This window comes from Nocardioides abyssi (assembly GCF_030412915.1).
Taxonomy (GTDB): Bacteria; Actinomycetota; Actinomycetes; order Propionibacteriales; family Nocardioidaceae; genus Nocardioides; species Nocardioides abyssi.
The window spans coordinates 228,436-253,214 of the sequence record NZ_JAUHJR010000004.1; the positions used below are offsets into that span (position 1 = coordinate 228,436).

The following is a 24,779-nucleotide window of genomic DNA, read 5'->3' on the forward strand; positions in this document are numbered from 1 at the left end:
CTGACGTCATACGGAGCGAGCAGCCGCTTGCTCCGGTCGTATGACGTTCCGCGCGAGCCGGGACCAGGGTGGTTGACCGTTCCGGCCCGTGGTCACCGGAGCGGGGCAACGAACCGACGTACCTGGAGAGGGAGATCCCCGTGGCAGAGCAGTCCGTGTCCGGCAAGACCATCGCGTTCCTCGTGTCGACCGAGGGCATCGAGCAGGCGGAGCTGACCGGCCCGTGGGAGGCGGTGAAGGAGGCGGGCGGCACGCCGGTGCTCCTCAGCACCGAGTCGGGCGAGGTGCAGGCGTTCAACCACCTCGACAAGGCCGACACCTTCCCGGTGGACAGGGTCGTCGACGACGTCAGCGTGGACGACTTCGACGGCCTGGTGCTGCCGGGCGGTGCGCCCAACGGCGACCTGCTGCGCACCTTCGAGGGCGCGGTGTCGTTCGTGAAGCAGTTCGTCGAGGCCGGCAAGCCGACCGCGGTCATCTGCCACGCCCCGTGGGTGCTGGTCGAGGCCGACGTCGTCCGCGGCAAGCAGGTCACGTCGTGGCCGAGCCTGCAGACCGACCTCCGCAACGCCGGCGGCGAGTGGGTCGACCAGGAGGTCGTCGTCGACGGCAACCTGGTGACCAGCCGCCAGCCCGACGACATCCCGGCGTTCAACCGCGAGTTCCTCGCCCTGGTGGCCGGCGCGGCGTGACCGCCCGACGGCGGGGTGCCGCGCCGCACGAGCAGCGGGGGTCGACCCCTAGGGTCGAGCCCGTGAGCACCCCGCCGTTCCGCGTCGGCTTCGTGACCGGGGCGACCCCCGACAAGTGGGCCCGCAACTGGCGCCAGCGCCGCAGCCGCGAGCCGCTCGAGCTGGTCCCGGTGACCGAGGAGGACCAGGAGCGGGTGCTCCGCGACGGCGAGGTCGACATGTGCCTGGTCCGGCTGCCGGTGGACCGCGACGGCCTCCACCTGGTGACGTTGTACGACGAGCTGCCGGTCGCCGTCGTCGGCGACGAGCACCTGCTGACCCTGGCCGAGGAGGTCACGACCGCCGACCTGGCCGAGGAGCAGCTGGTGCTCCCCCACCGGTCCGGCTGGCGCCCCGACGTACCTCAGCTCGACTGGCCGCCGATGATCGTCAAGGACGCGGTGGAGGTGGTTGCGAGCGGGACGGGCGTGGTGGTCCTGCCGATGTCGGTGGCCCGGCTGCACAACCGCAAGGACGTCGAGCACCGGGTCGTCACCGACCTGGAGCCGACCACCGTCGGGCTGGCCTGGCTGGTCGAGCGCGACGACGAGCAGTGCCAGGCGTTCGTCGCCATCACGCGGGGCCGGTCGGCCCGCAGCAGCCGCGCCTGACACCCCTCCCGGAGTGGGCCGGACCACCTCGCCCGAAAGTGTGCCGACGCCGCGTGCCGGGTACGTGGACTGATCGTGACGACACAGCAGCAGCAGCCCCGTCCACCCGACGACCGACGGACCGCTCGCAAGGTGGTCGACGCCGTCCTGCAGCCGGGGGTGGACGTCGTCCACCCGGCCCTCGACGCGGTGCCCGAGGAGCAGCGGGTCGAGCGCGGGCTGGACCGCCTGGTCTTCGGTGTCACGGCCGTCATCGCGGTGGCGTTCCTGGTCTGGGGCTTCGTCAGCACCGACTCGCTCGCCACCGCCTCCGGCAGCGCCCTGGACTGGGTGATGGAGTCGACCGGGTGGCTGTTCGTGCTGACCGCGAGCGGCTTCGTCGTCTTCGTGCTGTGGCTCGCCCTCGGCAAGTTCGGCCGCATCCCGCTCGGCCGTGACGGTGAGGAACCGGAGTTCAGCACGGTCTCCTGGGTGGCGATGATGTTCAGCGCCGGCATGGGCATCGGGCTGATGTTCTACGGCGTCAGCGAGCCGGTGACCTTCTTCACCGAGCCGCCGCCGGGCACCGGCGAGGCCGGCACCCCGCGGGCCGCCGAGACGGCCATGGCGACCACGCTCTTCCACTGGACGCTGCACCCCTGGGCGATCTACGCGGTCGTCGGCCTGACGATCGCCTACGGCGTCTACCGCAAGGGCCGCGCGCAGCTCATCTCCGTGGCGTTCGAGCCGCTGCTGGGCCGGCACGTGCACGGGCTCGGCGGCAAGGTCATCGACATGCTCGCGATCTTCGCGACGCTCTTCGGCTCGGCCGCGTCGCTCGGCCTCGGCGCACTGCAGATCCGCAGCGGCCTGCAGATCGTCGGCGGCATCGGCGAGGTCGGCAACGGCGTGCTCGTGGCGATCATCGCGGTGCTGACCGCGGCGTTCGTCCTCTCCGCCGTCTCCGGCGTCGCGCGCGGCATCCAGTACCTCTCGAACATCAACATGGTGCTCGCCGTCGCGCTCGCGCTCTTCGTCTTCGTCGTCGGCCCGACCGTCTTCATCCTCAACCTGCTGCCGAGCTCGATCGGCACCTACCTCAACGACCTGCCCGGCATGGCCGCCCGCACCGGCGCCGAGGGCCCGGAGACGGCCGAGTGGCTGGCCAGCTGGACGATCTTCTACTGGGCCTGGTGGCTCTCCTGGACGCCGTTCGTCGGCATGTTCATCGCCCGCATCTCCCGCGGCCGCACGATCCGCCAGTTCGTCACCGGCGTGCTGCTCGTGCCCAGCCTGATCAGCCTGGTCTGGTTCGCCATCTTCGGCGGCGCCGCGATCGACCTGCAGTCCGACGGGGTCGACATCGCCGGTGCCGGCGGCATCGAGTCCCAGCTGTTCACGACGCTGGAGGCGTTCCCGTGGGCGACCGCGACCGGCATCCTGGTCATGGTCCTGGTCGGCATCTTCTTCGTCTCCGGCGCCGACGCCGCCTCGATCGTCATGGGCACGCTCTCCGAGCGCGGCACCACCGAGCCGCGCCGCCCGACGGTCATCTTCTGGGGTGTCGCGACCGGTGCCGTGGCGGCGGTGATGCTGCTGGTCGGCGGCTCGGACGCGCTGACCGGCCTCCAGACGATCACGATCGTCGCGGCCCTGCCGTTCGTCGTCGTGATGATCGGCCTGGCCGTGTCGCTGGTGAAGGACCTGCGGCAGGACCCGCTCGTCGTGCGCCGTCAGTACGCCGTGGAGGCGGTCGAGCAGGCCGTCGTCGCCGGGGTGACCGAGCACGGTGACGACTTCGCCCTCTCCGTCGAGCCGGGCCCGCCGGCCGAGCAGGCGGAGGACGCCGGACCGACGGACGCCGAGCGCACCGAGCGCTGAGCCGGGCCTACCAGGAGGTGGCGAGCGGTCGCCCCTCCTGGTAGCCCGCGGCCGACTGCACGCCGACGACGGCACGCTCGTGCAGCTCGGCGAGGCTCCGCGCGCCGGCGTACGTGCACGCCGACCGCACGCCGGAGCAGATCTGGTCGATGAGGTCCTCGACCCCCGGACGGACCGGGTCGAGGTACATCCGGGAGGACGAGATGCCCTCCTCGTAGAGGCCCTTGCGGGCGCGGTCGTACGCCGACTCCGTGGACGTCCGGTTGGCGACGGCGCGGGCGGACGCCATCCCGAAGGAGACCTTGTAGGCGCGGCCGCTCGGGTCCTCGATCAGGTCGCCGGGCGACTCGTGCGTCCCGGCGAACCAGGACCCGATCATCACGCTCGCCGCTCCCGCCGCCAGCGCCAGCGCGACGTCGCGGGGGTGGCGCACTCCCCCGTCGGCCCACACGTGGCCGCCGAGGTCGCGGGCAGCGGCGGCGCACTCGAGCACGGCGGAGAACTGCGGCCGGCCGACACCGGTCATCATCCGCGTCGTGCACATCGCGCCGGGGCCGACGCCGACCTTGACGACGTCGGCCCCGGCCTGGAGCAGCGCGCGGGTGCCGTCGGCGTCGACGACGTTGCCGGCGACCACCGGCACAGCAGGGTCGAGCGCCCGGACCGCGCGGAGCGCGTCGAGCATCCGGTCCTGGTGGCCGTGCGCGGTGTCGACGACCAGGCAGTCGACCCCGGCCTCGAGCAGCCGGCGGGCCTTGTCGGCCACGTCGCCGTTGACGCCCACGGCCGCGGCGACCCGCAGGCCGCCGCGCTCGTCGACGGCCGGGGTGTAGAGGGTGGCGCGCAGCGCACCGGTGCGGGTCAGCACGCCGACGAGCGCCCCGTCGTCGTCCACCGCCACCGCGAGCGGCTCGCGGGCCTTGTCCAGCGCGTCGAAGGCGGTCCGCGGGTCGGTGCCCGCGCCGATGGTGACCACGTCGCGCCGCATCACCTGCTGCACCTGCGCGAACCGGTCCACGTCGGCGCAGTCGTCCTCGGTGACCACCCCGACGGGTCGGCCGTCCTCGACGACCACAGCCGCGCGGTGCGCCCGCTTCGGGATGAGCGAGAGCGCCTCGGCGACCGTCTGGTGCCGGGTCAGCTCGATCGGGGTGTCGAAGACCAGGTGGCGCGACTTCACCCACGCGACGACGTCGGCGACGACCGGCACCGGGATGTCCTGCGGCACGACGACGAGGCCGCCGCGCCGCGCGACGGTCTCCGCCATCCGCTTGCCGGCGATCGCGGTCATGTTGGCGACGACCAGCGGGAGGGTCGCGCCGGTCCCGTCGCCGGTGGCCAGGTCGACGTCGTACCGGCTGGCGACCGCGGAGTGCCGCGGGACCATGAACACGTCGTCGTAGGTCAGGTCGTGCGCGGGTCGCGCGTCGTGGAGGAATCGCACGTCGGGCGACTCTACGGGCGTGCCTAGGGTGTGGTCCGTGACTTCTCTCGACCCGGGCCGTCCCGAGCAGATCGCCGCCGACCTCCGCGCCGCCTTCGAGGAGCGCCACGGCACGCCCGCCGTCGCCGTCGGCCGCGCGCCGGGCCGCGTCAACCTCATCGGCGAGCACACCGACTACAACCGCGGGCTCGTGCTCCCGCTGGCGCTGCCGCACGCGACGTACGCCGCCGCGGCGCCGCGCTCCGACGGGCGGATCCGCGTCGCGAGCCTCCAGGACGACGCGACCTGGGAGGGCACCGTCGCCGAGGCGGGGCCGGGCGGCCCGCAGGGCTGGACGGCGTACGCCGCCGGGGTGCTGTGGGCGCTCGCGGAGGCCGGCGTCGACGTGCCCGGGGTCGACCTGCTCGTCGACGGCCGCGTGCCGCTCGGCGCCGGGCTGTCCAGCTCCGCGGCGCTGGAGTGCTCGGTCGCCGTCGCGGTCCTGGCCGTGGCCGGCCGCGAGCTCGACGACGCGACGCGCCGGCTGGTCATCGACGCCTGCATGCGCGCCGAGACCGAGGTCGCCGGTGCGCCCACCGGCGGCATGGACCAGACCGTCTCCGTGCTCGCCGAGGAGGGCAGCGCGCTGCTGGTCGACTTCGACACCGACGAGACGCGGCCGGTCGCGCTCGACCTGGCCGGTCTGACGCTGCTGGTCACCGACACCCGGGTCTCCCACGAGCTCAACGACGGCGGGTACGCCGCCCGGCGGGCCGACTGCGAGGCCGCTGCGGCCGAGCTCGGCGTCCCGTCGCTGCGCCAGGCCGACCTGGCGGCCGTCGACGGCATCTCCGACGAGCGGGTGCGCGCCCGGGCCCGGCACATCGTCACCGAGACCGACCGGGTGCTCCCGGTCGCCGAGGCGCTGGCCACCGGCGACCGCGACACCGTCGAGCGGCTCTTCGCGCTGTCCCACGCCTCGATGCGCGACGACTTCGAGATCTCCTGCGACGAGCTGGACGCAGCGGTGGCGGTCGCCGTGGAGGCCGGTGCGGTCGCGGCCCGGATGACCGGCGGCGGCTTCGGCGGGTCCTCGGTCGCGCTCGTGCCCGACGAGCGCGTGGAGGCGGTGCGGCGCGCGATCGACACCGAGTTCGCGCTGCGCGGCTTCGCCGCCCCCGCCCACCTGGTGGCGGAGCCCTCGGCGGGCGCCGGACTCGTCTGAGGGTCACCCCCGGCGGCGGGCTCAGGTCGACGAGACGCCGATCCGCCCCTCACGGAAGGCGGTCACGAAGAGCGCGTGGTCGGCGCGCACCCGGTCGGCGTACCGCAGCCCGACGTCGGTGACCCAGGTGCGCAGCTCCTCACGCCGACCCTCGACGGAGGCGGCGACCGCTTCCTCGACCTGGAAGTCGACGAGGTCCTGCTCGCTGTCCTTGTCGGAGGCGCAGTGGATCTTCGCCGTCGCCCGCCCGAGCAGCCCGACCACGTCGGCCACCTGCTCGGGCTCGGTCAGCCCGGTCCAGTCGAGGTCGACCTCGTAGGGCGAGACCTCGGAGACGACGTACCCGACCCCGTCGAGGTCGGTCCAGCCGAGCAGCGGGTCGGTGTGCACCTGGAGTGCCCGCTGGCTGACCACCGTCCGGTGGCCCTCGTGCTCGAAGTAGCCCTCGACCGTCCCGGTGTCGACGAACCGGCTGATCGCGGGGACGTTGGCCTGCTTGACCGACAGCACGACGTCGTTGTCGAGCGCCTCGCTGTGGCCCTCGATGAGCACGTTGTACGCCGGCAGCCCGGCCGAGCCGATGCCGAAGCCGGACTTGCCGACCACGTCGCGCAGGTCGTAGAAGAGCGCCCGGTCCGAGCGCTTGTCCTCGGGGATGGTCCGCAGGTAGCGCTCGTACGCCGCCTCGACCCGCTCGCGCTCCTCGTCGGGCAGCCGTCGCACCGAGGTGTCGTCGCGGAAGACCCGCACGCCGTCGGCACGGACCGTGCTGCGGTCCAGCAGGTCGGCGCGGCTGCGCTGGCGGGCCCGGACCAGGGCCAGGTGGATCGGCCCCTCGGTGTTGTCGAGGTGGAGCGCGAACTCGGCGGCGTCGTCCCGGGCGTCCCGGTAGTCGTCGACCTGGCTCAGGTAGCCGTCGACGTAGGTACCGACCAGGTCGCGCACGTCCGCCTCGGGCAGCGCCTTCTGCCAGCCCACGAGCGCGAGCGAGGCGGAGAACCGCAGCAGGTCCCACGTCCAGCGCCCCAGGTAGGCCTCGTCGAAGTCGTTGACGTCGAAGACGAGCCGGCCGACGTCGCTGAGGTAGGTGCCGAAGTTCTCGACGTGCAGGTCGCCGTGGACCCAGATCCGGCCCGAGCGCTCGTCAACCCACTCGTCGTCGACAGCGCCGCCGTCGCCGCCGGCCGTCACGTCCGCGTAGAACAGGCTTGCGCTGCCGCGGTAGAACGCGTGGGGGTCGCGGGCCATCGTGCGGTACTTCCCGCGGAAGGCCACCGGGTCGGCCTCCATCAGCGGGGCGAACGCATCGGCGAAGGTGCTGATGATCAGCTCGGTGCGCTCGTCGTCGTCCATGCCCCGGCCGAGCTCCGCGGCGCTCACGAGGCCGCTCCCGTCGGCGGGTGCGGGGGGTGCGGGGGGTGCGGCGGGGGCGGCGGGATCTGCCCGGCCGCGGGGCGGCCCCGGGCCGGCGCCCGGAGCCCGTGCTCGGCCAGCTCGAGGCGGGCCAGCCGGTCGACCACGGCGGTCTCGCCCCGGCGCCAGGCACCGACCGGGTCGTCGCTGACCCGGGCCAGCACGTGGAGCGGCTGGTGCGCCATCGCCCGCAGCGCGAACAGCTCGAGGTCGCCCGGCCCGTCGACGTACCGCTGGGCGGCCGTGGCCTCGCGGACGAACCGCACGCGGCCGGGGAGGTAGCGGGTGGCCACCACCAGGATCGGGATGACCGCGATCGACAGTCCCAGCCAGAAGGCCAAGCGCTCGACGGCCCGCGCCGTGGACTCCCCCGCGTCGGCGAGCGCCTGCGACGCGCTCGAGGCCTGCTCGAACGGGGCGGAGATCCCTCCGCCGACCAGGGGGACGCCCTCGAGGTAGCGCCCCGCATCGCCCATCGACTCCGAGAGGCTCGTCGCGGACGCCGCGGTCCGCTCCCCCGGGCCGGCCAGCTCCATCGTGCCGTCGTGGACGGTGTTGCCGACCCAGATCCACGCCACGACCCAGCCGACGAGCAGCGCGTCGAGCGCCAGCTGCGTGGCGAAGCGGGGCGTGGTGTCGGCGTAGAGCTTCATGGGTGCTCGGTGACCGCGGCCGAGCACGCGTACTCAGCCGAGGTCAGGTGCTCCGACGGGTCCGCCCCGCGCGTGCGGCGACCAGGCTCGAGCCATGAGCACTCCGACCTCCGTCCGCAACACGACCGCCTTCTACGCCCAGGCCGGCATCTCGTTCGCCGTCGCTCTCTGCGCGATGCTCTTCGCCGTCCTCTACGTCCCCGTCGACCCGTGGGTCCGCGCCTTCTTCGCGGTGACCACGCTCTACCTCACGACCTCGGCGTTCACCCTCGCCAAGGTCATCCGCGACGCCCAGGAGACCCAGGCCGTCTCCGCCCGCCTCGACCAGGCCCGGGTCGACAAGATCCTCGCCGAGCACGACCCCTTCCGCGCCGTCTCCTGAGCGAATCTCTGAGCAAGCTCGAGCGCCCCCGGCCGACCCCGGCCGGGGGCGCCGGCCATGGCGAAGGTCACCGCGACACGGTGTTCTGCGTGATGGCGTCCGGGGTACGGGACCGAGAACCGCGCACGTCAGGCGGCTGCTTCACTCACTCGGACACCTCGACCCACCGGAAGGACCGACACCGTGGCCCGCAAGAGCCCCCTCGGCAAGATCAAGGACGCCGCCCTCGACACCATCAAGGACCCGATCGGCTCGGGTTCCAAGGCCGTCGGTCAGGCCGTCGGCCAGGCCAAGGGCACCGTCGAGCTCGGCAGGGCGGTCGCCGGCCAGGTGACCGGCCAGGCGATCTCCCGTGCCACCGGCACCGTCGGCGCCGTGACCTCGCTGGTGCCGGGCCTGAAGAAGCACGCGCCCGCCGCTCCCAGCACCGACCCGATCGCCCGCAAGACCGCCGAGCCGCCCGCCGGCACCTCGACGCCGGACCCGGCCGCCAAGGCCGCGACGACCGCGCGGAAGGCCCCCGAGCCGAGCCGCCCGCAGGGTGACCCGGTCGCGCCGACCGCCACGAAGGCGCCCGCCGCGAAGAAGACCCCGGCCACCGAGGCTGCGACCACCAAGGCTGCGACCAAGAAGGCCCCGGCCAAGAAGGCGCCCGTCGCGAAGGCCGCGAGCGAGCCGGTCAAGGCGCCCGTCGAGGACGTCGCCACCGCCGCCGTCAAGGAGGCCGCGACCCAGGCGACGCCCGGCAAGGGCTCGCTGAGCGAGGCGACCACCCGCAAGGGCACCGCCAAGACCGCGAAGAAGGCGGCCAGGACGCCCGAGCCGGATAACGCGATCGACGCCGCCGCCGACGTGGACGACGTCGACGTCACCCCGGCCGACATTGCCGCCACCGTCGCGAAGAAGGCACCCGCCGCCAAGAAGTCGCCCGCGGCGAAGAAGGCCCCGGCTGCGAAGAAGGCTCCCGCCGCCAAGAAGGCCCCGGCCGCGAAGAAGACCCCCGCCGCCAAGCGCACCTCCTCCGGCGACGTCCCGCTCTCGGCGGCCGAGCTCGCCGGCGGGGCCGGCACCGAGGCGATCACCTCGGCCGGCACCCGCGGCGCCGGTGTCCCCAGCAACCCGGACACCACCGAGACCGGCTTCGGCACCTCGTCGGCCGGCGACGCCCCGCTGATCGACCCGGGCCAGGCGAGCGCGGTCGCCAGCGAGGCCGAGACCCTCGGTCGCGCCAGCGACACCGACAAGGGCTGACGCCCCGGCGTACGCCGCCACAGACACGTCGAACGGCCCCCGCGGAGCGATCCGCGGGGGCCGTTCGGCGTTCTCGGGCGGAGACTGATCCACCGGTCAACCGGTGAATCAGTCGACTTGACCGAGAGAACTCACGCTGGACCGATGAAGGTTCATCGGTCCAGCGTGAGTTTCTTCGGTCAGGTCCGGGCGGGCCCCCGACCGTCCGACGGGCTGCTACTTCAGCTCGGCGCTCGAGAGGCCCAGCACGCGCCGGGCGACGATGAGCTGCTGGATCTGCTGGGTGCCCTCGAAGATGTCGAGGATCTTGGAGTCGCGCGCCCACTTCTCGAGCAGCTCGGCCTCGCTGTAGCCGACCGAGCCGCACAGCTCGACGCACGAGAGCGTGATGTCGGAGCCGACGCGACCGGCCTTCGCCTTGGCCATCGAGGCCTCGAGCGAGTTCGGCCGGCGGTTGTCGGCCATCCAGGCGGCCTGGAGCATGAGCAGGTACGCCGCCTCCCAGTCGGCCTCCATCTGCAGCAGCTTGGCCGCGGCCGCGTGCTGGAGGTGGGCCGGTCGGTCGTGGTCGACGGTGACGCCGGCGTCGGCCAACAGCGACCGGGTCAGGTCGAGGGCGGCGCGGGCGCAGCCGACGGCCATCGCCGCGACCAGCGGGCGGGTGTTGTCGAAGGTCGCCATCGCGCCGGCGAAGCCCTGCTTGGGGTCGATCTCCGGAGAGCCGAGCAGGTTCTCCTTCGGCACCCGGCAGTCCTCGAAGATGATCGTCGCGGTGTCGGAGGCCTTGATGCCGAGCTTGTGCTCGAGCCGGTCGACCCGCATCCCGGGCGTGCCCTTCGGCACGACGAAGGACTTGATCGCGGCCCGGCCCAGCGACCGGTCCAGGGTCGCCCAGACGACGATGTGGTCGGCGCGGTCGCCGGAGGTGACGTAGATCTTCTCGCCGTTGAGGACGTACTCGTCACCGTCCAGCACCGCGGTGGTCTTGATGTTGGCCGAGTCCGACCCGGTGCCGGGCTCGGTGATCGCCATCCCGGCCCACACGCCGGCGAACCGCTCGGCCTGCTCGTCGTCGGCCACCGACGCGATCGCGGAGTTGCCGAGGCCCTGGCGCGGCATGGAGAGCAGCAGGCCGACGTCGCCCCAGCACATCTCGGTGATCGACATGACCGAGGCGAGGTTGGCGCCGTTCTTGACGCCGCCGTCGTCCTTCGCCGCACCGTTCCCGGCGGATGCGTCCTCGCCGCGGCGGACGCCGGCGGCACCCGCGCCCTCGCTCGCGCCGGACTCCGAGAGCCCGTCGATCATCGCGGCGAGCATGTCGAGCTCCTTGGGGTACTCGTGCTCGGCCTTGTCGTACTTGCGCGAGATCGGGCGCAGCATGTTCATCGCGACCTGGTGGGCCTGCGAGACCAGCGGCCGGAACTTCTTCGGGTCCTCCAGATTGATGGCCATCAGACCAGCACGCTCCCTTCCATCACGCCGACGGCCCGCAGGTCGCGGTACCACCGCTCCACCGGGTGCTCCTTGACGAAGCCGTGGCCACCGAGCAGCTGGACGCCGTCGAGGCCGATCTGCATGCCCTTGGCGGCGCACAGGTTGCGGGCCAGGCCGACCTCGCGGCCGACGTCCTTGCCCGCCGCGGCGCGCGAGGCCGCCTTGTAGGTCAGCAGCCGCATCGCCTGCAGCTCGATCGCGATGTTGGCGACCATGAACGCCACCGACTGGCGGTGGGCCACCGGTTCGCCGAACGCCTCGCGCTCCTTGACGTACGGCGTCACGTAGTCGAGCACGGCCTGGCCGGTGCCGACGGCCAGCGCGCACCAGGCGAGGCGGGAGAGCCGCACGCACTCGGTGTACGTCGACCCGTCGGTCGCGCCGAGGACCGCCTCGGCCGGCACGGTGACGTCGGTGAGCTCCAGCCGGGTCAGGCCGGCGGCCCGCACGCCCATGCCGGGGTCGCCCTCGACCGCGAGGCCGGCGGCCGACGACTCGACGAGGAACAGCACCGGGGCGCCGTCGAGGAAGGCGCCGACGACGAAGAGCTCGGCCTCCGAGCCGAGCGGCACGAGCGACTTGGTCCCGTTGAGCACGTAGGAGTCGCCGCGCCGGACGGCGGTGGTCGACGGGGTGAGCACGTCGAAGAGCACGGTCGGCTCGTTGAGCGCCAGCGCCGCGGCCGGGACGTCGTCGCCGGCGAACGCGGGCAGGTAGGTCCGCTGCTGCTCGTCGGTGCCCCACAGGCCGATCGCGGTGGCGACCGACCCGGGCGCGAGGGTGGCGACGGCCAGGCCCATGTCGCCGCGGGCCAGCGCTTCGGCCACGAGCGTGCCGGCCATCGCCGAGCGCTCCTCCGAGATGCCGCCGAGCGCCTCGGGCACGCCGAGCAGCGGCAGGCCGACCTCCTGGGCCGCGGAGCGGACGGCGTCCGGCACGGTGCAGGACTCGTCGGCCTCGGCCGCGGCGGGCCGGACGACCTCGGTGGCCAGCTCGGTCACGACGTCGACGAGCATCTGCTCGTCCTCGGTCGGGGTGAGGTCGAAGACGCCGGTGCGCGGCGCCGACGGCACGCGCACCCCGGGCTCGCCGCGCTTGCCGGCCCGCTGGAACTGGCGGCCGGCCGCGGTGGCGGTCCGGAACCCCGTGCGGGTCACGGTGAAGACGGTCTGCTCCGCGGTGCGGCGCAGGCCGAGGCGGTCGATGAGGTCGCTCTGGGCCACGCGGTTGAGCGCGGCGACGGCGTACCCGATCGGGTCGCGCGACTCCTGGGCGGCCAGCCCGTGCCTGCCGCCGGGCGCCAGCTTCTGGATCAAGGACATGGCGTCAATGTAACTGCGAGTTACACAACGGGCTACACCACACGCCGTGGCCCGGGTCACACCCCCGCGACGTCGCTGAGACGTCCCGCCCGGGCCGGTGGCCGGGGCCCGGAGGTGTCGGCGCCGCCGTCTAGGATCGCGGCCATGCCCGCGCCCGCCGAGCCCCCGCACCACGCCCCCCACGGCCCGCTGCCGACCGGTGGCGCCGTCCGCCCGATGACCCGCTGGGGCACCCCGGTGATGCACCGTCCGCAGCAGGCCGTGACGGCCTACGACGCCGAGCTGCGGTCGCTGGTGGCCGACATGGTGGCGACGATGTACGCCGCCGACGGCGTCGGCCTGGCCGCGTGCCAGATCGGGGTCGACCTCGCGGTCTTCGTCTTCGACTGCCCCGACGAGTCCAACGAGCGCACGGTCGGCGTGGTGTGCAACCCCGAGCTGACGCTGCCCGAGGGTCGCGACCGCCAGCTCGACGAGGCCGAGGAGGGCTGCCTGTCCTTCCCGGGTGCGTTCGTCGAGTGCGCCCGGCCCGATTTCGCGACCGTGACCGGCACGGGGCTGGACGGCGAGCCGGTCACGTTCTCTGGTGACGGGCTGCTCGCCCGCTGCCTCCAGCACGAGACCGACCACACCCGCGGCACGGTCTTCGGCGACCGACTGCCGACCAAGCTGCGCAAGAAGCTGCAGAAGCAGCACGACAAGCTCGCCGGCGACTACCCCGCGGACTGGCCCGTCGGCGAGGAGTGAGCCGGGCGGGCGAGCGCGTCGACGGTCGCCCCGAAGAGCCACGGCACCCGCTCGGCGGTCGGCACCAGCGCCGACCGCGTCGGGCGCAGGCTGGTCGCGCCGAGCAGCGCGTGGGTCATCCACCGGTAGCGGCGCGTGAGGCGCCGCCAGTCTCGCTCGTACGCCGCCGGGTCGCCGGCCGCGACGGCCCGCGCCGCGGCGCCGGCCTGCGCGACGGCCAGCGCCACGCCCTCGCCGGTCAGCGCGTCGACGTACCCCCCGGCGTCGCCGACCAGCAGCACCCGCCCCGCGGTGCGCGCGCTGGCGTCCTGCCGCAGCGGACCCGCGCCCCGGTCAGTGCCCACGCGAGCGGCGCCGGCCAGGCGCTCCAGCAGCTCGGGGAACGCCGCGAGGTGGTCGTCGTAGGTCCCCGTGCGGGTGGTCAGCACCGCGACGCCGACGAGGTCGTCGGCCACCGGCGTCACGTAGGCCTCGGCCTCGCGCGCCCAGTGCACCTCGACGTGGTCGGTCCAGGGCCGGACGGCGTAGTGGCGCCGCAGCCCGCGCCGCAGCCGCCGGCGGGCCGGCCGGTCCAGGCCGAGCGAGCGGCGCAGCGGGGAGTGCAGGCCGTCGGCGGCGACGACGTACCGCGCGCGACGCCCCTCGACGGTGACGCCGTCGTCGTCCTGCTCCAGGCCGTGGACGCCGACCTGCTCGACCGGCACCCCGGCGGCCTCGACCGCGTCGCGCAGCGCGGCGTGCAGCGTCGTCCGTCGTACGCCGCGGCCGGGGCCGGACCGGAAGTCGGCCGCGACCCGGCGGGCGCCGGCGACGTACCGGATCCCGAGCAGGTCGTGCCCGGCCGGGTCGACGCCGAGGTCGGCCAGTGCCGCGACGGCGCCGGGCATCAGTCCCTCGCCGCAGGCCTTGTCGACCGTGCCGGCGCGCTGCTCCAGGACCGTGACGTCGAGCCCCGCGCGTGCGGCGTGGAGCGCGGTCGCCAGGCCCGCGGGCCCCCCGCCGACGACCAGCAGGTCCTTCACGCGGCCGCACCGCCGGGGACGCGCCCGGTCAGGTCGGCCAGCGCGGCGTCCTCGGCGCGGATCCGCGTGGCCAGCAGACCGGCGTTGAGGACGGTGAAGACCACTGCGGTGATCCAGGCGCCGCCGACCAGCGGCAGCGCGAAGCCCTCGACGACGACGGCGACGTAGTTGGGGTGCGGGATGAACCGGTAGGGACCACCGGTGACCCGCGGCGCGCCTGGGACGACGATGACGCGGGTGTTCCACTGCCGGCCCAGCGTGCGGATGCACCACCAGCGCAGCACCTGGGAGCCCACGCAGAGCGCGAGCATCGACCAGGCCAGCGCGGCCGGCGGCTCGGGCCGGCGCACCCAGACCTCGACGAGCGCGCCGACGAGCAGGCCGGTGTGCAGCACGACCATGAACGGGTAGTGGCCGCGGCCCGACTCGACCCCGCCCTGCGCCAGGCTCCACGCCGCGTTGCGGTTGGAGACGACCAGCTCCGCCACGCGCTCGAGCGCGACCGCGACGACGAGCAGCGTGAAGGCGACCTCCAGGCTCACGCCACGGCCTCCGCAGCGGCCGCGGCGGCATCGGGCGCGCGCAGCAGCACCAGCTCGGAGCAGAAGCCGGGGCCCATGGCGAGCATCAGGCCGTAGGAGCCCGGGCGGGGCGGCCGGTCGGCGAGCGTGTCGGCCATGACGTGCAGCACCGAGGACGACGACAGGTTGCCGATGCGGCGCAGCGAGTCCCAGGTCATGGCGAGCGCCTCGCGGTCGACCTCGAGGGCGTCCTGCAGCGCCTCGAGCACCTTGGGTCCGCCGGGGTGCGCGACGTACCACTCGATGTCGTCGTGGGTCAGGCCGTGGTCGGCGAGGAAGCCGCGCACGTCGTCGCCGACGTACTGCCGCACCAGGTCGGGCACGGAGGAGTCGAGCACGATCTTCAGGCCGCCGGCGCCGACGTCCCAGCCCATCGTGCGCTCGGAGTCGGGGTACATCCGGCTGCGCGAGGCGAGCACCTCGGGCTGGGTCGGCTCCGCGACCTGGGCGAGCGGGTGGTCCGCGCCGACCGCGACCACCGCGGCCGCGCCGTCGCCGAAGAGCCCGCTCGCGACGAGGTTGGCCACCGAGGTGTCGTCGCGCTGCAGGGTCAACGAGCACAGCTCGACCGACATCAGCACCGCGACACCGTCGGGGCGTCCGCGCAGCAGGTCGTGGAGCCGGGCGACCCCGGCCGCCCCGGCCACGCACCCGAGGCCGACCAGCGGGAGCCGGACCACGTCGGGGCGCAGGCCGATCTCCTGGGCGACGCGCGCCTCCAGCGAGGGCACCGCCAGACCGGTGACGGTGCAGGAGACGATCACGTCGACGTCGGCCGGGGTGAGGCCGACGGCCTTGAGGGCGTCGACGACCGCGCGCGAGCCGAGCTCGACGCCCGCGCGGATGAAGACGTCGTTGGACTGCCCGAAGTCGCCCAGGTCGGCGTAGTCGGCCAGCGGCATCGCCGTGTGGCGCGTCTCGACGCAGGCGTTGCGGTGGAAGCGCTCGACGACGGCGGCGTTGACCGACCCCTCGACGAGCGTGTCGGTGAAGGAGGCGGTGATCTCCTCCTGGCTGTAGCGGTGCTCGGGCAGGGCACCGCGGACGCTGACGACCCGGCTCGGCCGGCTCGGGCTGGTGGTGGTCATGCGGGCTCCTCAAGGGCGGGTGGTCGTGGGTCGAGGCGGGTGGCGGGTGGTCTCCAGAGTGCCCGGCCGAGCCCGAGCGCCAGGGACGGCGTGAGCCGGCCGCGGGCCAGCCCGAGCTCGACGAGGTCGTCGAAGACGCGCTGGTCGGCCGCGGCGGCGGTGATGCCGGCCTCCAGGACGCGGGCGCTGCGGGTCAGGGTCGCGGCGAGCGCGGTGTGGCGCAGGTGCGGCAGCAGGATCGCGCGGGTCGAGCGGCGGTGCAGCGCGCCGGCCCGCTCGGGCGTCCCGCGCCGGACCGCCTCGGCGGCGGCGCGGCCGGCCGCCAGCCCGGTCGCCACGGCGTAGAAGATGCCCTCGCCGGTCAGCGGGTTGATCAGCCCGGCGGCGTCGCCGACGAGCAGCACCCGGCCGCGCGGCGGGCGCCAGCGAGCCGTGGAGAGCGGGAGGTGGTGGCCCTTCCAGGCCGTCCCGCCGGCGCTCGCGCCGGGCAGCAGCCCCTCCAGGCGCTCGAAGAGCTGGGCGCGGGTCGGCGCGGGCCGGTCGTCGTGCAGCACCTCGCCGTAGCCGACGTTGGCGGTGCCGTCGCCGCAGTCGAAGGACCAGGCGTACGACGGCTGGTGCTCGGTGCCGAGCTCGATGACCTGGCGGCCGGCACGCCCGGGAGTGACGGGCGCGTAGCCGCGGACGGCCAGCGCGACGGGTCCGCGGGATCGCTCGAGCGCCCGCCGGACCACCGAGTGCGCGCCGTCGGCGCCGACGACCACGGCCGCGGGCAGGTCGCCGTCGAGCACGACCGCGCCGGGCTCCTCGTGCAGCGTGCGGACGCGGTGGCGGCGCAGCTCGGCGCCCGCGGCGACGGCCGCCTCGACCAGGCGCGCGTCGAGGACGGCCCGCGGGACGACGTACGCCGGCCGCTCCATCGTGCGCTCCGCCTCGACGCCGCCGCGGACCAGGCGCAGGCGCTCGACCGGCGTGCGGTCGTCGAGCAGGCCGTGGACGCCGGCGTCGGCCAGCAGGTCGAGCACGTGCGGGGCGATGCCGTCGCCGCACGCCTTGTCCCGCGGGAAGTCCTCGCGGTCGAGCAGCAGCACCCGCAGCCGCGGGTCGGCCCGCAGCGCGCCGATCGCCGTGGCGGCACCGGCCGGCCCGGCGCCGACGACGACGAGGTCCCACTGCTCCCCCGGCGGGCTCATCCCGCGGCCACCAGGAGCCCGACGTCGAGCAGGGCGACCGCGACGGCCGCCCGGAAGGGCGTGCGGCCGCGGGTCACGAGCGTGATGCCGGCGAGGACGACGGCCAGCGCGAGCGCGGCCCACGCCCAGGCCCGAGGGGTGCCGTCCGGGCCGAGGACGGCCGCGACCGAGGCCCCGGCGAGCAGGAGGGCGGCCAGCACCCGCGAGGGGGTCGCACCGATGCGGTGCGGGAGGCCGCGCACGCCGGTGCGCTCGTCGTCGGCGAGGTCGGGCAGCGTGTTGAGCAGGTGGGCGCCGACACCCAGGAGCGCGCCGGCGGCCGTCATCCACGCCGGCGCCCAGGCCGGGTCGGGCGAGGCGAGCGTGACCACCGACGGAAGGGTGCCGAACGCGCAGGCGTAGGGCAGCCAGGACCACCAGGTCGCCTTGAGACCGAGGTTGTAGGCGTGGCCGGCTCCGGCGCCGAGCACGACGTTGACCAGCGCGCTCCGCCAGCCGACGGCGCCGGAGAGCACCAGGCAGGCCGCGCCGGAGACGACGAGGGCGGTGACCACCCAGCGCACCGGCAGGGCGCCGGTGACCAGCGGCTTGTCGGCGCGGCCGACGGCCCGGTCGCGCGGCAGGTCGCGCAGGTCGTTGCCCCAGCCGATGGTGAGCTGACCGGTGAGCACCGCGGCGGTGACCAGCACCGTGTCGGCCGCACCGAGGTCGGAGCGGATCGCGAGCAGCGCGGCGATTGTCGTGACCGCGACCGCGGGGCCGCCGTGGGCGGCGGCCAGCAGCGCGGAGGTGCGCCCCGGACGGGTCCGGGCGCGCGGGTCCGGCCGGGCCGGGACCGCGCTCGTGGTCACGGCCGGCGCCGCACGGCGACCGGCCCGCGGCGTACCGCGTCGCTCACCGCCCCGATGACCGTGCGCGGGCGGAGGGCGGGGGTGCGACCGGAGGCGGCGTCCTTCATGCCGGCGACGACCTCGGCGAAGACGGTCGGGCCGTCCTTGGTCGGCGCCCAGCCGAGCTCGACGCGGGCGCGGGTGGTGTCCATGGTCGGCAGCGCGAAGCCCATGTCGAGCCACCCGGTGTCGACCTGCTGGAGCCGGGCGTGCCAGGTGGCCGACATGACCGCGCGGACGACCGACGAGGGGACGTGGACGAGCTTGGCGCCGAACGCGTCGGCGATGACCTGCGCGGTGACCGGCGGGTCGGCGGCGAGGTTGAACGGACCCGACGCGCCCTGCCGGAGCACCGTCGCGACCGCCTCGGCCACGTCGTCGGTGTGCACCATCGGGACCACCAGGCCGCGGTCCATCGGGAGCACCGGGAGCAGGCCGAGCGCCTTGGACGGCACGAACGCCGGGACGCCGTACCGCAGCAGCGCCGACCCCGCGGCCCGCTGCCCGACGATGCCCGGACGGATGCGGGTCACGACGCGGTCGGGGTGGGCGGTCTCGTGCTGGTCGAGCAGCCGCTCGGCGGCCGACTTGTGCCGGCTGTAGCGCGAGGTCGGCACGCCCTCGGTGGGCCAGGACTCGTCGACCGGGCGGTCGTCGTGCTTGGGCGCGTAGGCGCCGACCGACGACATGTGCACGACGTGCGGCACGTCGACCTCGGCGACCGCGCGGAGCACCCGGCGGGTGCCGCCGATGCCGGTCTCGGCGAGGTAGGTCAGGTCGTGGGAGGGCTGGAAGCCCCAGGCGAGGTGCACGACCGCGTCGGCCCCGCGGAACGCCTCGACGAGCGTGTCGTGGCAGGCGTCGGTGCTGAGGTCGGTGCTGTGCCAGGTGACCCCGTCGTCGTGGTCGGTGGGGGGTCGCCGGGCCAGGCCGACGAGCTCGTGGGACCCGTCGGCGCGCAGCCGTCGCACCAGGGCCGAGCCGATGTTGCCGGACGCTCCGGTGATCGCGATGCGCATGCGCGCTCGGTGCCCCTCCCGCGGGGGACTCACACGGCGTGCGGGCGGCTCCACCACGCGGTCGTGTGCCTGCGGACGCGCCCGGCCGCGTCGTGGGGCACACGACCGACCGCCCGCCTGGCGCTCAGCCGGCGGGGGCGCGGGTCACAGGTAGCGACCGCAGTGCGGCCACGGCGACCGGCCGCGCTGCTGGTAGAGCAGCTTCGCGCGGTAGGTCTGCTCCGCCGCCGGGGCCCGGTGCGGCATGCCGCGGCCACCGACGCTGCGCCACGTGCCGGTGTCGAACTGGTACAGGCCGTAGTAGCCGGCCGCGTTCACGGCGCGCGGGTTGCCGCCGGACTCGCAACGGGCGAGGCCACGCCAGTTCAGGTGGTCGGCGGCCGGGACGGACCGGCGCGGGGCGCCGACGAGCACCCGGCGCGGTCGCGGGTCGCGGACCATGTGCTTGCGGACGGCGCGGTCGACGACGCGGGCGTTGTGGGTCACCCGGATGACGCGCACCTTGCGCACCCCCGGGCGGCCGTCACGCACGACGCGGCGCTGGCCGGGCCGGAGCGACGTCGTACGCCGCTTCTCGACGCCGGCGCGCACCTTGACGCGGTGGGCGTCGACCGTGCGCTCGACGCGGACGACCTTGACGGTGTCCCCGCGGCGCAGGCGGCGCTGCTCGCCGCTCACCCGGCGGTCGGCGCGCAGGACGCGGACCTGGTCGCGCCGGGAGACCTCGACGCCCTGCTCGCGCAGGACGCCGGCCGGCCACGCGGCGGAGGTGTGCACCGGTCGCGTGTCGTTGCGGCCGACCCGGAGGCGGACGGGCGTGGTGCCCACCGGGGCGGCAGCAGCAGCCACGGGCTCGGTGCCGGCGGGCGCGGGCTCGCTCCCGGCGGCCGTGGCCGTGGCGGGCAGCAGCGCCAGGACGACCGCTGCCGCGACGGTCGAGGTGGGCAGGACGGAGGGCAGGGCAGGGTGCAGGTGCATGAAGAAGGGGAGGTCCAAACGGGGGTGTCGACGCCCTCGCCCTGGTGCGAGGGTCTCCTGGTCGTGACACGGCCGGCGTGCGGCCGCGGGAGCCCGCCCGGAACGGCATCAAGGCCGCCCGGCGGAACGGCCATCGACGGTACGCGCCCCGCGGCGCTCCACCCAATCACCGCCCAATCACCACCGCCCAGGTGCCACCCCGCACGCTCGTGGGGGTCAGCGGCGAGCGGTGACGTAGCAGGCGACGGCGGTGGCGGCGGCGACGTTGAGGGAGTCGACGCCCTCAGCCATCGGGATGATCGCGCGGCGGTCCGCGGACTGCTCCCACCGCGGGGACAGCCCGTGGCCCTCCGAGCCGAGGACCAGCGCGACCTTGTCCAGCCCGGCGACGGCGTCCTCGATGGGGCTGGAGTCCTCGGCGAGGGTGAGCGCGACGGTGGTGAAGCCCCGGGCCGAGAGCGACGGGAGCGCGTCGTGCCAGTCGGGCAGGCGGGTCCACGGGACGCTGAAGACGGTGCCCATCGCGACCTTGATCGAGCGACGGTAGAGCGGGTCCGCGCAGCGGGGAGCGAGCAGGACGGCGTCGAAGCCGAGCGCGGCGCCGGAGCGGAAGATCGCTCCGACGTTGGTGTGGTCGACGACGTCCTCGAGCACCAGCACCGAGCGGGCGCCCTCGAGCACCTCGTCGACCGCCGGCAGGGGCTGCCGCTCGAGCGAGGCCAGCGCCCCGCGGTGGACGTGGAAGCCGGTGACCTGCTCGGCCAGCGCCTCGGAGAGCACGAAGCATGGGGCGTCGGAGCGGTCGAGCACGTCGGCGAGCCCGTCGAGCCAGCGCGGCGCCATGAGGAACGACCGCGGGGTGCAGCCGCCCTCGACGGCGCGGCGGACGACCTTCTCGCCCTCGGCGAGGAAGAGGCCGTGCTCGGCCTCGAGGTTCTTGCGCAGCTCGACGTCGCGCAGGTCGCGGTAGTCCGCGAGCCGTGGGTCGGCCGGGTCGTCGACCTCGACGATCGTCGCCATCAGGTCTCGTCCCCGGCCGAGGTGCCCGGCAGGTCGCCGAACCGCTCGGGGTGGGCCACGGCCACGACGTCGCCGACGACGATGATCGCCGGCGGCTTGACCTGCTCGGCCTCGAGGTCGGCGGCGAGCGTGCCGAGCGTGGAGAGGACGGTCCGCTCCCCCGGCATCGTGCCGTCGCAGACGACGCCCACCGGCGTGCCGGGGTCGCGGCCGCCGGCGACGAGCGACGCGGCGATCGCCGGGGCGTTCTGCACCGCCATCATCAGCACGAGCGTGCCGCGCAGGCGGGCCAGCGCGTCCCACTCGGTCAGCGACTCGGGGTGGCCGGGCGGCAGGTGGCCGGAGACGACCGTGAACTCGTGGGCGACGCCGCGGTGGGTCACCGGGATGCCCGCCACCGCCGGCACCGAGACCGGGCTGGTCAGCCCCGGGATCACGGTCACCGGGACGCCGGCCTCGCGGCAGGCGATGACCTCCTCGTAGCCGCGGCCGAAGACGAAGTTGTCGCCCCCCTTGAACCGCACGACCCGCTTGCCGGCGAGGGCCCGGTCGACGATGACCCGGTTGATCTCCTCCTGCTGAGCGCTGCGGCCCCGCGGCAGCTTGGCCACGTCGACCAGCTCCACGTCGGCCGACAGGTCGCCCAGCAGCTCGCGCGGCGCCAGCCGGTCGGCGACCACGACGTCGGCGTCCATCAGCGCCTTGCGGCCGGCGACCGTGATCAGCTCCGGCTCCCCCGGCCCCCCGCCGACCAGCACGACGCCCGGCGTACGGACCCGGCCGCGGCGCGCGGACAGCGTGCCCTCCCGCAGCTGCTCGACGACCTCGTCGCGGATGCGGGCCGAGCGCTGCGGCTCCCGGTTGCTCAGCACCGCGACGGTCACCCCGTCGTGGCGGCCGGTCGCCGGCGTCCAGGCGGTCGCGCGCGTGGCGTCGTCGGCGCGCACGCAGAACACGCGGCGCGCCTCCGCGGCCCGGCTCACCCGCTCGTTGACGGTGGGCAGGTCGGTGGCCGCGATGCAGTACCAGGTGTCGTCGAGGTCGGACTCCTCGAAGCCGCGCTGGTGCCAGACCACCTCGCCCGAGCCGACGAGCCCCTCGATGGCCGGGGTCGCCTGCGGCGCGACGACGTGGACGACCGCGCCGGCCGCGATCAGCTGGGGCACCCGCCGCTGCGCGACGTGGCCCCCGCCCACCACGACGACGCGACGGCCCGCCAGGCGGAGGCCGGAGGGGTACGTCGGGAAGTCGTCCACCCGCCCATCCTCCCGTGTGCGGGCCGGCGGTAGGTGGTACGGGTTCGGGGACCGGACTACGTTCGGTCGCGACCCGCCACTGCGATAGGAGCCCGATGTCCTCGTCCCTCGACCGCCCGGTCGGCCCGAACCCCTACGACCTGCTGCCGGCCGTGCCCTCGTTCACCGTCACCAGCGCGGACGTCACCGACGGGCAGCCCCTCCAGGCCGACCAGGTCGCCGACGGCGGCGACACCTCCCCGCAGCTGTCGTGGTCGGGCGCGCCCGAGGGCACGAAGAGCTTCACGATCACCTGCTTCGACCCCGACGCCCCCACGCCCAGCGGCTTCTGGCACTGGGTGCTCGTCGACGTGCCCGCCGACGTCACCGAGCTGCCCGCCGGCATCGGGGCCGAGGGCTCCGACCTGCCGGGCGGGGCGTTCATGTGCCGCAACGACGGCGGGTCCAAGGCGTTCACCGGTGCCGCCCCGCCGCAGGGCGACCAGGTCCACCGCTACTTCTTCGTCGTGCACGCCGTCACCGAGGAGACCCTCGGCGTCGACTCCGACGCCTCGCCGGCCGTGGTGTCGTTCAACCTGGCGTTCAAGACCGCCGGCCGCGCGATCCTGCACGGGACCTACGAGCACTGACCGCCCGGCTGGTTGAGGAAGGCGCGCAGCGCCTGTCTCGAAACCCGCCGGGCAGCCCGGTCGCGTGCCCCGGCGGGCTTCGAGACGGTTCCCAGCGGAACCTCCTCAACCAGCCGGGGCGCGACAGCCGAGGGGACGAAACTCAGCCGTCGGAGGCGCGGCGGAGCAGCTCCTCGAAGGGCGTGGGGGCGGCGAGCTCGTCGTCGACCGAGCGGCGGGCGGGGCGGTCGACGTCGGCGGTGCTGACCTTGCCCACCAGGGCGGCCAGCTCGCCGGCGGCACGGCCGATGCGCTGCTCGAGGTCGGGGCTCGCGAAGTCCTCGGTGGCGGCGAAGACGCCGGTCGGGACGACGACGGCCCGCAGGTAGGCGAAGAGCGGACGCAGGGCGTGCTCGAGCACCAGCGAGTGCCGGGCGGTGCCGGCGGTCGCCGCGACGAGCACCGGGACCCCGTCGAGGGTGCCCGGCTCCAGGACGTCGAAGAACGTCTTGAACAGCCCGGAGTACGACGCGGAGAACACCGGCGTCACCACGACCAGCCCGTCGGCGGACCGGACGGTGTCGATCGCGTCGGCCAGCCCTGGGCCCGGGAACCCGGTCAGCAGGTGGTCGGTGAGCTCGTGCGCCACGTCGCGGAGCTCGACGACGGTCACGTCGACCTCCTCGAGCGCCTGCGTCGTCGCGGCGGCCAGCCGGTCGGCCAGCAGGCGCGTCGTCGAGGGGTTCGACAGGCCCGCGGAGACGACGACGACGGAGGTCATGCGCGCACCCCGCCGCCCGTGGTCTCGAGCGCGTCCTCGGCCCGGTGGCCCGTGGCGGAGTCCGCGGCGGCGTACACCGTGCTGTCCTGGGCGCCGCCGGCCGCGGCGACCAGCGAGCCGTGGGTGGGCGCGTCGGGGACGTGCGCGGGGCGGCCCTCGGCGAAGCCCTTGCGCATCTCGGGGAGGATCTCGCCGAGCAGGTCGAGCTGCTCGAGGACGGTCTTGAGCGGCAGGCCGGCGTGGTCGACGAGGAACAGCTGGCGCTGGTAGTCACCGACGTAGTCGCGGAAGGACAGCGTGCGCTCCAGCACCTGCTGGGGCGAGCCGACGGTCAGCGGCGTGGCCTCGGTGAAGTCCTCCATCGACGGGCCGTGGCCGTAGACCGGGGCGTTGTCGAAGTAGGGGCGGAACTCGTTCCACGCGTCCTGGCTGTTGCGGCGCATGAAGAACTGCCCGCCGAGCCCGACGATCGCGGTGTCGGCCGGGCCGTGGCCGTAGTGCTCCCAGCGACGGCGGTAGAGGTCGACCATCTGCTGGGTGTGCGAGGCCGGCCAGAAGATGTGGTTGTGGAAGAACCCGTCGCCGTAGTACGCCGCCTGCTCGGCGATCTCGGGGCTGCGGATCGACCCGTGCCACACGAACGGGGGCACCCCGTCGAGCGGGCGCGGCGTGGACGTGTAGCCCTGCAGCGGGGTGCGGAAGCGGCCGGACCAGTCGACGACGTCCTCGCGCCACAGGCGGTGCAGCAGCGCGTAGTTCTCGATCGCGAGGTTGATGCCCTGGCGGATGTCCTTGCCGAACCAGGGGTAGACCGGGCCGGTGTTGCCGCGGCCCATCATCAGGTCGACACGGCCGTCGGTGAGGTGCTGGATCTTGGCGTAGTCCTCGGCGATCAGCACCGGGTCGGTGGTGGTGATCAGCGTGGTCGCGGTCGACAGCACGATCCGCTCGGTCTGCGCGCCGATGTAGGCGAGCGTCGCGGTCGGGTTGGAGGAGATGAACGGCGGGTTGTGGTGCTCGCCGGTCGCGAAGACGTCGAGCCCGACCTCCTCGGCCTTCTTGGCGATCGCGACGGTGGCCTTGATCCGCTCGTGCTCGGTGGGCGCCCGACCCGTCGTGGGGTCGGTGGTGACGTCACCGACGCTGAAGATCCCGATCTGCATGACGGTCCTCGTTCCTCGCGGACGCTCCGCGGTCGCGTGCTGGTCTGACAGGTGCCCGCCTGGTT

The 24,779-nt window shown here is 74.6% G+C and carries 24 protein-coding genes; 8 read left to right on the forward strand and 16 right to left on the reverse strand.

Going from position 1 to position 24,779, the window contains the following annotated elements; all coding sequences use genetic code 11:
• Nucleotides 1–140 precede the first annotated feature (140 nt).
• From QWY29_RS11965 to QWY29_RS11975, 3 genes are all read left to right on the forward strand, one after another.
• Nucleotides 141–692 carry a type 1 glutamine amidotransferase domain-containing protein gene (locus QWY29_RS11965; RefSeq protein WP_300961120.1) on the forward strand — a complete coding sequence of 184 codons (552 nt, stop codon included), beginning with the start codon at nucleotides 141–143 and terminating at the stop codon, nucleotides 690–692.
• A 62-nt stretch (nucleotides 693–754) separates the two neighbouring features.
• Nucleotides 755–1,342: a LysR substrate-binding domain-containing protein gene (locus tag QWY29_RS11970; protein WP_300961122.1), complete on the forward strand. Its 588-nt coding sequence runs from the start codon at nucleotides 755–757 to the stop codon at nucleotides 1,340–1,342.
• A gap of 75 nt (nucleotides 1,343–1,417) precedes the next feature.
• On the forward strand, nucleotides 1,418–3,202 hold the full coding sequence (locus QWY29_RS11975; RefSeq protein WP_336621844.1) for a BCCT family transporter: 1,785 nt from the start codon (nucleotides 1,418–1,420) through the stop codon (nucleotides 3,200–3,202).
• A 7-nt stretch (nucleotides 3,203–3,209) separates the two neighbouring features.
• On the opposite strand, the gene QWY29_RS11980 is transcribed toward QWY29_RS11975, so the two are convergent.
• Nucleotides 3,210–4,646 carry a GuaB1 family IMP dehydrogenase-related protein gene (locus QWY29_RS11980; RefSeq protein WP_300961124.1) on the reverse strand — a complete coding sequence of 479 codons (1,437 nt, stop codon included), beginning with the start codon at nucleotides 4,644–4,646 and terminating at the stop codon, nucleotides 3,210–3,212.
• 37 nt (nucleotides 4,647–4,683) lie between these two features.
• On the opposite strand from QWY29_RS11980, the gene galK reads away from it, so the two are divergent.
• A complete protein-coding gene (gene galK, locus QWY29_RS11985) occupies nucleotides 4,684–5,850 on the forward strand; it encodes a galactokinase (protein WP_300961126.1) in 1,167 nt (388 codons plus the stop codon).
• 21 nt (nucleotides 5,851–5,871) lie between these two features.
• Here galK and QWY29_RS11990 read toward each other — a convergent pair whose 3' ends face one another.
• Entirely contained in the window at nucleotides 5,872–7,230 is a 1,359-nt protein-coding gene (locus QWY29_RS11990) for a DUF2252 domain-containing protein (protein ID WP_300961128.1), read from the reverse strand.
• Entirely contained in the window at nucleotides 7,227–7,916 is a 690-nt protein-coding gene (locus QWY29_RS11995; protein WP_300961130.1) for a hypothetical protein, read from the reverse strand. The genes QWY29_RS11990 and QWY29_RS11995 overlap by 4 nt, the downstream gene beginning before the upstream one ends.
• Before the next feature lie 94 nt (nucleotides 7,917–8,010).
• Between QWY29_RS11995 and QWY29_RS12000 the strand changes: the two genes are divergently transcribed.
• Together QWY29_RS12000 and QWY29_RS12005 are read left to right on the forward strand one after the other, a co-directional pair.
• Nucleotides 8,011–8,298, forward strand: coding sequence for a YiaA/YiaB family inner membrane protein (locus QWY29_RS12000; protein WP_300961132.1), 288 nt, complete (start codon nucleotides 8,011–8,013; stop codon nucleotides 8,296–8,298).
• Nucleotides 8,299–8,481: 183 nt separating this feature from the next.
• The gene (locus tag QWY29_RS12005) at nucleotides 8,482–9,549 is read left to right on the forward strand and encodes a hypothetical protein (RefSeq protein ID WP_300961133.1); all 1,068 of its coding nucleotides are present in this window, start codon (nucleotides 8,482–8,484) and stop codon (nucleotides 9,547–9,549) included.
• Nucleotides 9,550–9,765: 216 nt separating this feature from the next.
• On the opposite strand, the gene QWY29_RS12010 is transcribed toward QWY29_RS12005, so the two are convergent.
• Nucleotides 9,766–11,004, reverse strand: a complete 1,239-nt coding sequence (locus tag QWY29_RS12010; protein ID WP_300961135.1) for an acyl-CoA dehydrogenase family protein — start codon at nucleotides 11,002–11,004, stop codon at nucleotides 9,766–9,768.
• Nucleotides 11,004–12,368, reverse strand: coding sequence for an acyl-CoA dehydrogenase family protein (locus tag QWY29_RS12015; RefSeq protein WP_300961137.1), 1,365 nt, complete (start codon nucleotides 12,366–12,368; stop codon nucleotides 11,004–11,006). Before QWY29_RS12015 ends, QWY29_RS12010 begins: the two co-directional genes overlap by 1 nt.
• Nucleotides 12,369–12,512: 144 nt before the next feature.
• Between QWY29_RS12015 and def the strand changes: the two genes are divergently transcribed.
• Complete coding sequence (gene def, locus QWY29_RS12020; RefSeq protein ID WP_300961139.1) at nucleotides 12,513–13,115, forward strand: peptide deformylase; 603 nt, start codon at nucleotides 12,513–12,515, stop codon at nucleotides 13,113–13,115.
• Here def and QWY29_RS12025 read toward each other — a convergent pair.
• From QWY29_RS12025 to cobA, 9 genes are all read right to left on the reverse strand, one after another.
• On the reverse strand, nucleotides 13,082–14,137 hold the full coding sequence (locus tag QWY29_RS12025; RefSeq protein ID WP_300961141.1) for an NAD(P)/FAD-dependent oxidoreductase: 1,056 nt from the start codon (nucleotides 14,135–14,137) through the stop codon (nucleotides 13,082–13,084). The two genes, def and QWY29_RS12025, sit on opposite strands and share 34 nt — an antisense overlap.
• On the reverse strand, nucleotides 14,134–14,679 hold the full coding sequence (locus QWY29_RS12030) for an isoprenylcysteine carboxyl methyltransferase family protein (protein WP_300961143.1): 546 nt from the start codon (nucleotides 14,677–14,679) through the stop codon (nucleotides 14,134–14,136). Before QWY29_RS12030 ends, QWY29_RS12025 begins: the two co-directional genes overlap by 4 nt.
• A complete protein-coding gene (locus QWY29_RS12035) occupies nucleotides 14,676–15,806 on the reverse strand; it encodes a type III polyketide synthase (RefSeq protein ID WP_300961145.1) in 1,131 nt (376 codons plus the stop codon). The genes QWY29_RS12030 and QWY29_RS12035 overlap by 4 nt, the downstream gene beginning before the upstream one ends.
• A complete protein-coding gene (locus QWY29_RS12040) occupies nucleotides 15,803–16,999 on the reverse strand; it encodes an NAD(P)/FAD-dependent oxidoreductase (RefSeq protein WP_300961147.1) in 1,197 nt (398 codons plus the stop codon). The genes QWY29_RS12035 and QWY29_RS12040 overlap by 4 nt, the downstream gene beginning before the upstream one ends.
• Nucleotides 16,996–17,850 (reverse strand): UbiA family prenyltransferase, encoded by an 855-nt coding sequence (locus QWY29_RS12045; protein WP_300961149.1) that lies wholly within the window; start codon nucleotides 17,848–17,850, stop codon nucleotides 16,996–16,998. Before QWY29_RS12045 ends, QWY29_RS12040 begins: the two co-directional genes overlap by 4 nt.
• Nucleotides 17,847–18,908, reverse strand: coding sequence for an NAD-dependent epimerase/dehydratase family protein (locus tag QWY29_RS12050; RefSeq protein WP_300961151.1), 1,062 nt, complete (start codon nucleotides 18,906–18,908; stop codon nucleotides 17,847–17,849). The genes QWY29_RS12045 and QWY29_RS12050 overlap by 4 nt, the downstream gene beginning before the upstream one ends.
• A gap of 144 nt (nucleotides 18,909–19,052) precedes the next feature.
• On the reverse strand, nucleotides 19,053–19,886 hold the full coding sequence (locus QWY29_RS12055) for a resuscitation-promoting factor (RefSeq protein WP_300961153.1): 834 nt from the start codon (nucleotides 19,884–19,886) through the stop codon (nucleotides 19,053–19,055).
• A gap of 216 nt (nucleotides 19,887–20,102) precedes the next feature.
• Nucleotides 20,103–20,906 carry a TrmH family RNA methyltransferase gene (locus QWY29_RS12060; RefSeq protein WP_300961155.1) on the reverse strand — a complete coding sequence of 268 codons (804 nt, stop codon included), beginning with the start codon at nucleotides 20,904–20,906 and terminating at the stop codon, nucleotides 20,103–20,105.
• On the reverse strand, nucleotides 20,906–22,162 hold the full coding sequence (gene cobA / locus QWY29_RS12065; protein ID WP_300961157.1) for a uroporphyrinogen-III C-methyltransferase: 1,257 nt from the start codon (nucleotides 22,160–22,162) through the stop codon (nucleotides 20,906–20,908). Before cobA ends, QWY29_RS12060 begins: the two co-directional genes overlap by 1 nt.
• A gap of 95 nt (nucleotides 22,163–22,257) precedes the next feature.
• Here cobA and QWY29_RS12070 point away from each other — a divergent pair, with 95 nt between their 5' ends.
• A complete protein-coding gene (locus tag QWY29_RS12070; protein WP_300961159.1) occupies nucleotides 22,258–22,791 on the forward strand; it encodes a YbhB/YbcL family Raf kinase inhibitor-like protein in 534 nt (177 codons plus the stop codon).
• A 142-nt stretch (nucleotides 22,792–22,933) separates the two neighbouring features.
• Here the strand turns inward: QWY29_RS12070 and QWY29_RS12075 are convergent, their stop codons facing one another.
• Together QWY29_RS12075 and QWY29_RS12080 are read right to left on the reverse strand one after the other, a co-directional pair.
• Entirely contained in the window at nucleotides 22,934–23,551 is a 618-nt protein-coding gene (locus QWY29_RS12075; protein WP_300961161.1) for an FMN reductase, read from the reverse strand.
• Entirely contained in the window at nucleotides 23,548–24,714 is a 1,167-nt protein-coding gene (locus QWY29_RS12080; RefSeq protein WP_300961163.1) for an LLM class flavin-dependent oxidoreductase, read from the reverse strand. The genes QWY29_RS12075 and QWY29_RS12080 overlap by 4 nt, the downstream gene beginning before the upstream one ends.
• Between the last annotated feature and the right edge of the window lie 65 nt (nucleotides 24,715–24,779).

What these genes read in the sequence shown, in the direction of transcription:
- QWY29_RS12055 (WP_300961153.1), bottom strand. Translation starts at nt 19,886, where the DNA reads ATGCACCTGCACCCTGCCCTGCCCTCCGTCCTGCCCACCTCGACCGTC.
- QWY29_RS12015 (WP_300961137.1), bottom strand. Translation starts at nt 12,368, where the DNA reads ATGTCCTTGATCCAGAAGCTGGCGCCCGGCGGCAGGCACGGGCTGGCC.
- QWY29_RS12060 (WP_300961155.1), bottom strand. Translation starts at nt 20,906, where the DNA reads ATGGCGACGATCGTCGAGGTCGACGACCCGGCCGACCCACGGCTCGCG.
- def (WP_300961139.1), top strand. Translation starts at nt 12,513, where the DNA reads ATGCCCGCGCCCGCCGAGCCCCCGCACCACGCCCCCCACGGCCCGCTG.
- QWY29_RS12000 (WP_300961132.1), top strand. Translation starts at nt 8,011, where the DNA reads ATGAGCACTCCGACCTCCGTCCGCAACACGACCGCCTTCTACGCCCAG.
- QWY29_RS12080 (WP_300961163.1), bottom strand. Translation starts at nt 24,714, where the DNA reads ATGCAGATCGGGATCTTCAGCGTCGGTGACGTCACCACCGACCCCACG.
- QWY29_RS11995 (WP_300961130.1), bottom strand. Translation starts at nt 7,916, where the DNA reads ATGAAGCTCTACGCCGACACCACGCCCCGCTTCGCCACGCAGCTGGCG.
- QWY29_RS12040 (WP_300961147.1), bottom strand. Translation starts at nt 16,999, where the DNA reads ATGAGCCCGCCGGGGGAGCAGTGGGACCTCGTCGTCGTCGGCGCCGGG.
- QWY29_RS12075 (WP_300961161.1), bottom strand. Translation starts at nt 23,551, where the DNA reads ATGACCTCCGTCGTCGTCGTCTCCGCGGGCCTGTCGAACCCCTCGACG.
- QWY29_RS12035 (WP_300961145.1), bottom strand. Translation starts at nt 15,806, where the DNA reads ATGACCACCACCAGCCCGAGCCGGCCGAGCCGGGTCGTCAGCGTCCGC.
- QWY29_RS12070 (WP_300961159.1), top strand. Translation starts at nt 22,258, where the DNA reads ATGTCCTCGTCCCTCGACCGCCCGGTCGGCCCGAACCCCTACGACCTG.
- QWY29_RS12010 (WP_300961135.1), bottom strand. Translation starts at nt 11,004, where the DNA reads ATGGCCATCAATCTGGAGGACCCGAAGAAGTTCCGGCCGCTGGTCTCG.
- QWY29_RS12050 (WP_300961151.1), bottom strand. Translation starts at nt 18,908, where the DNA reads ATGCGCATCGCGATCACCGGAGCGTCCGGCAACATCGGCTCGGCCCTG.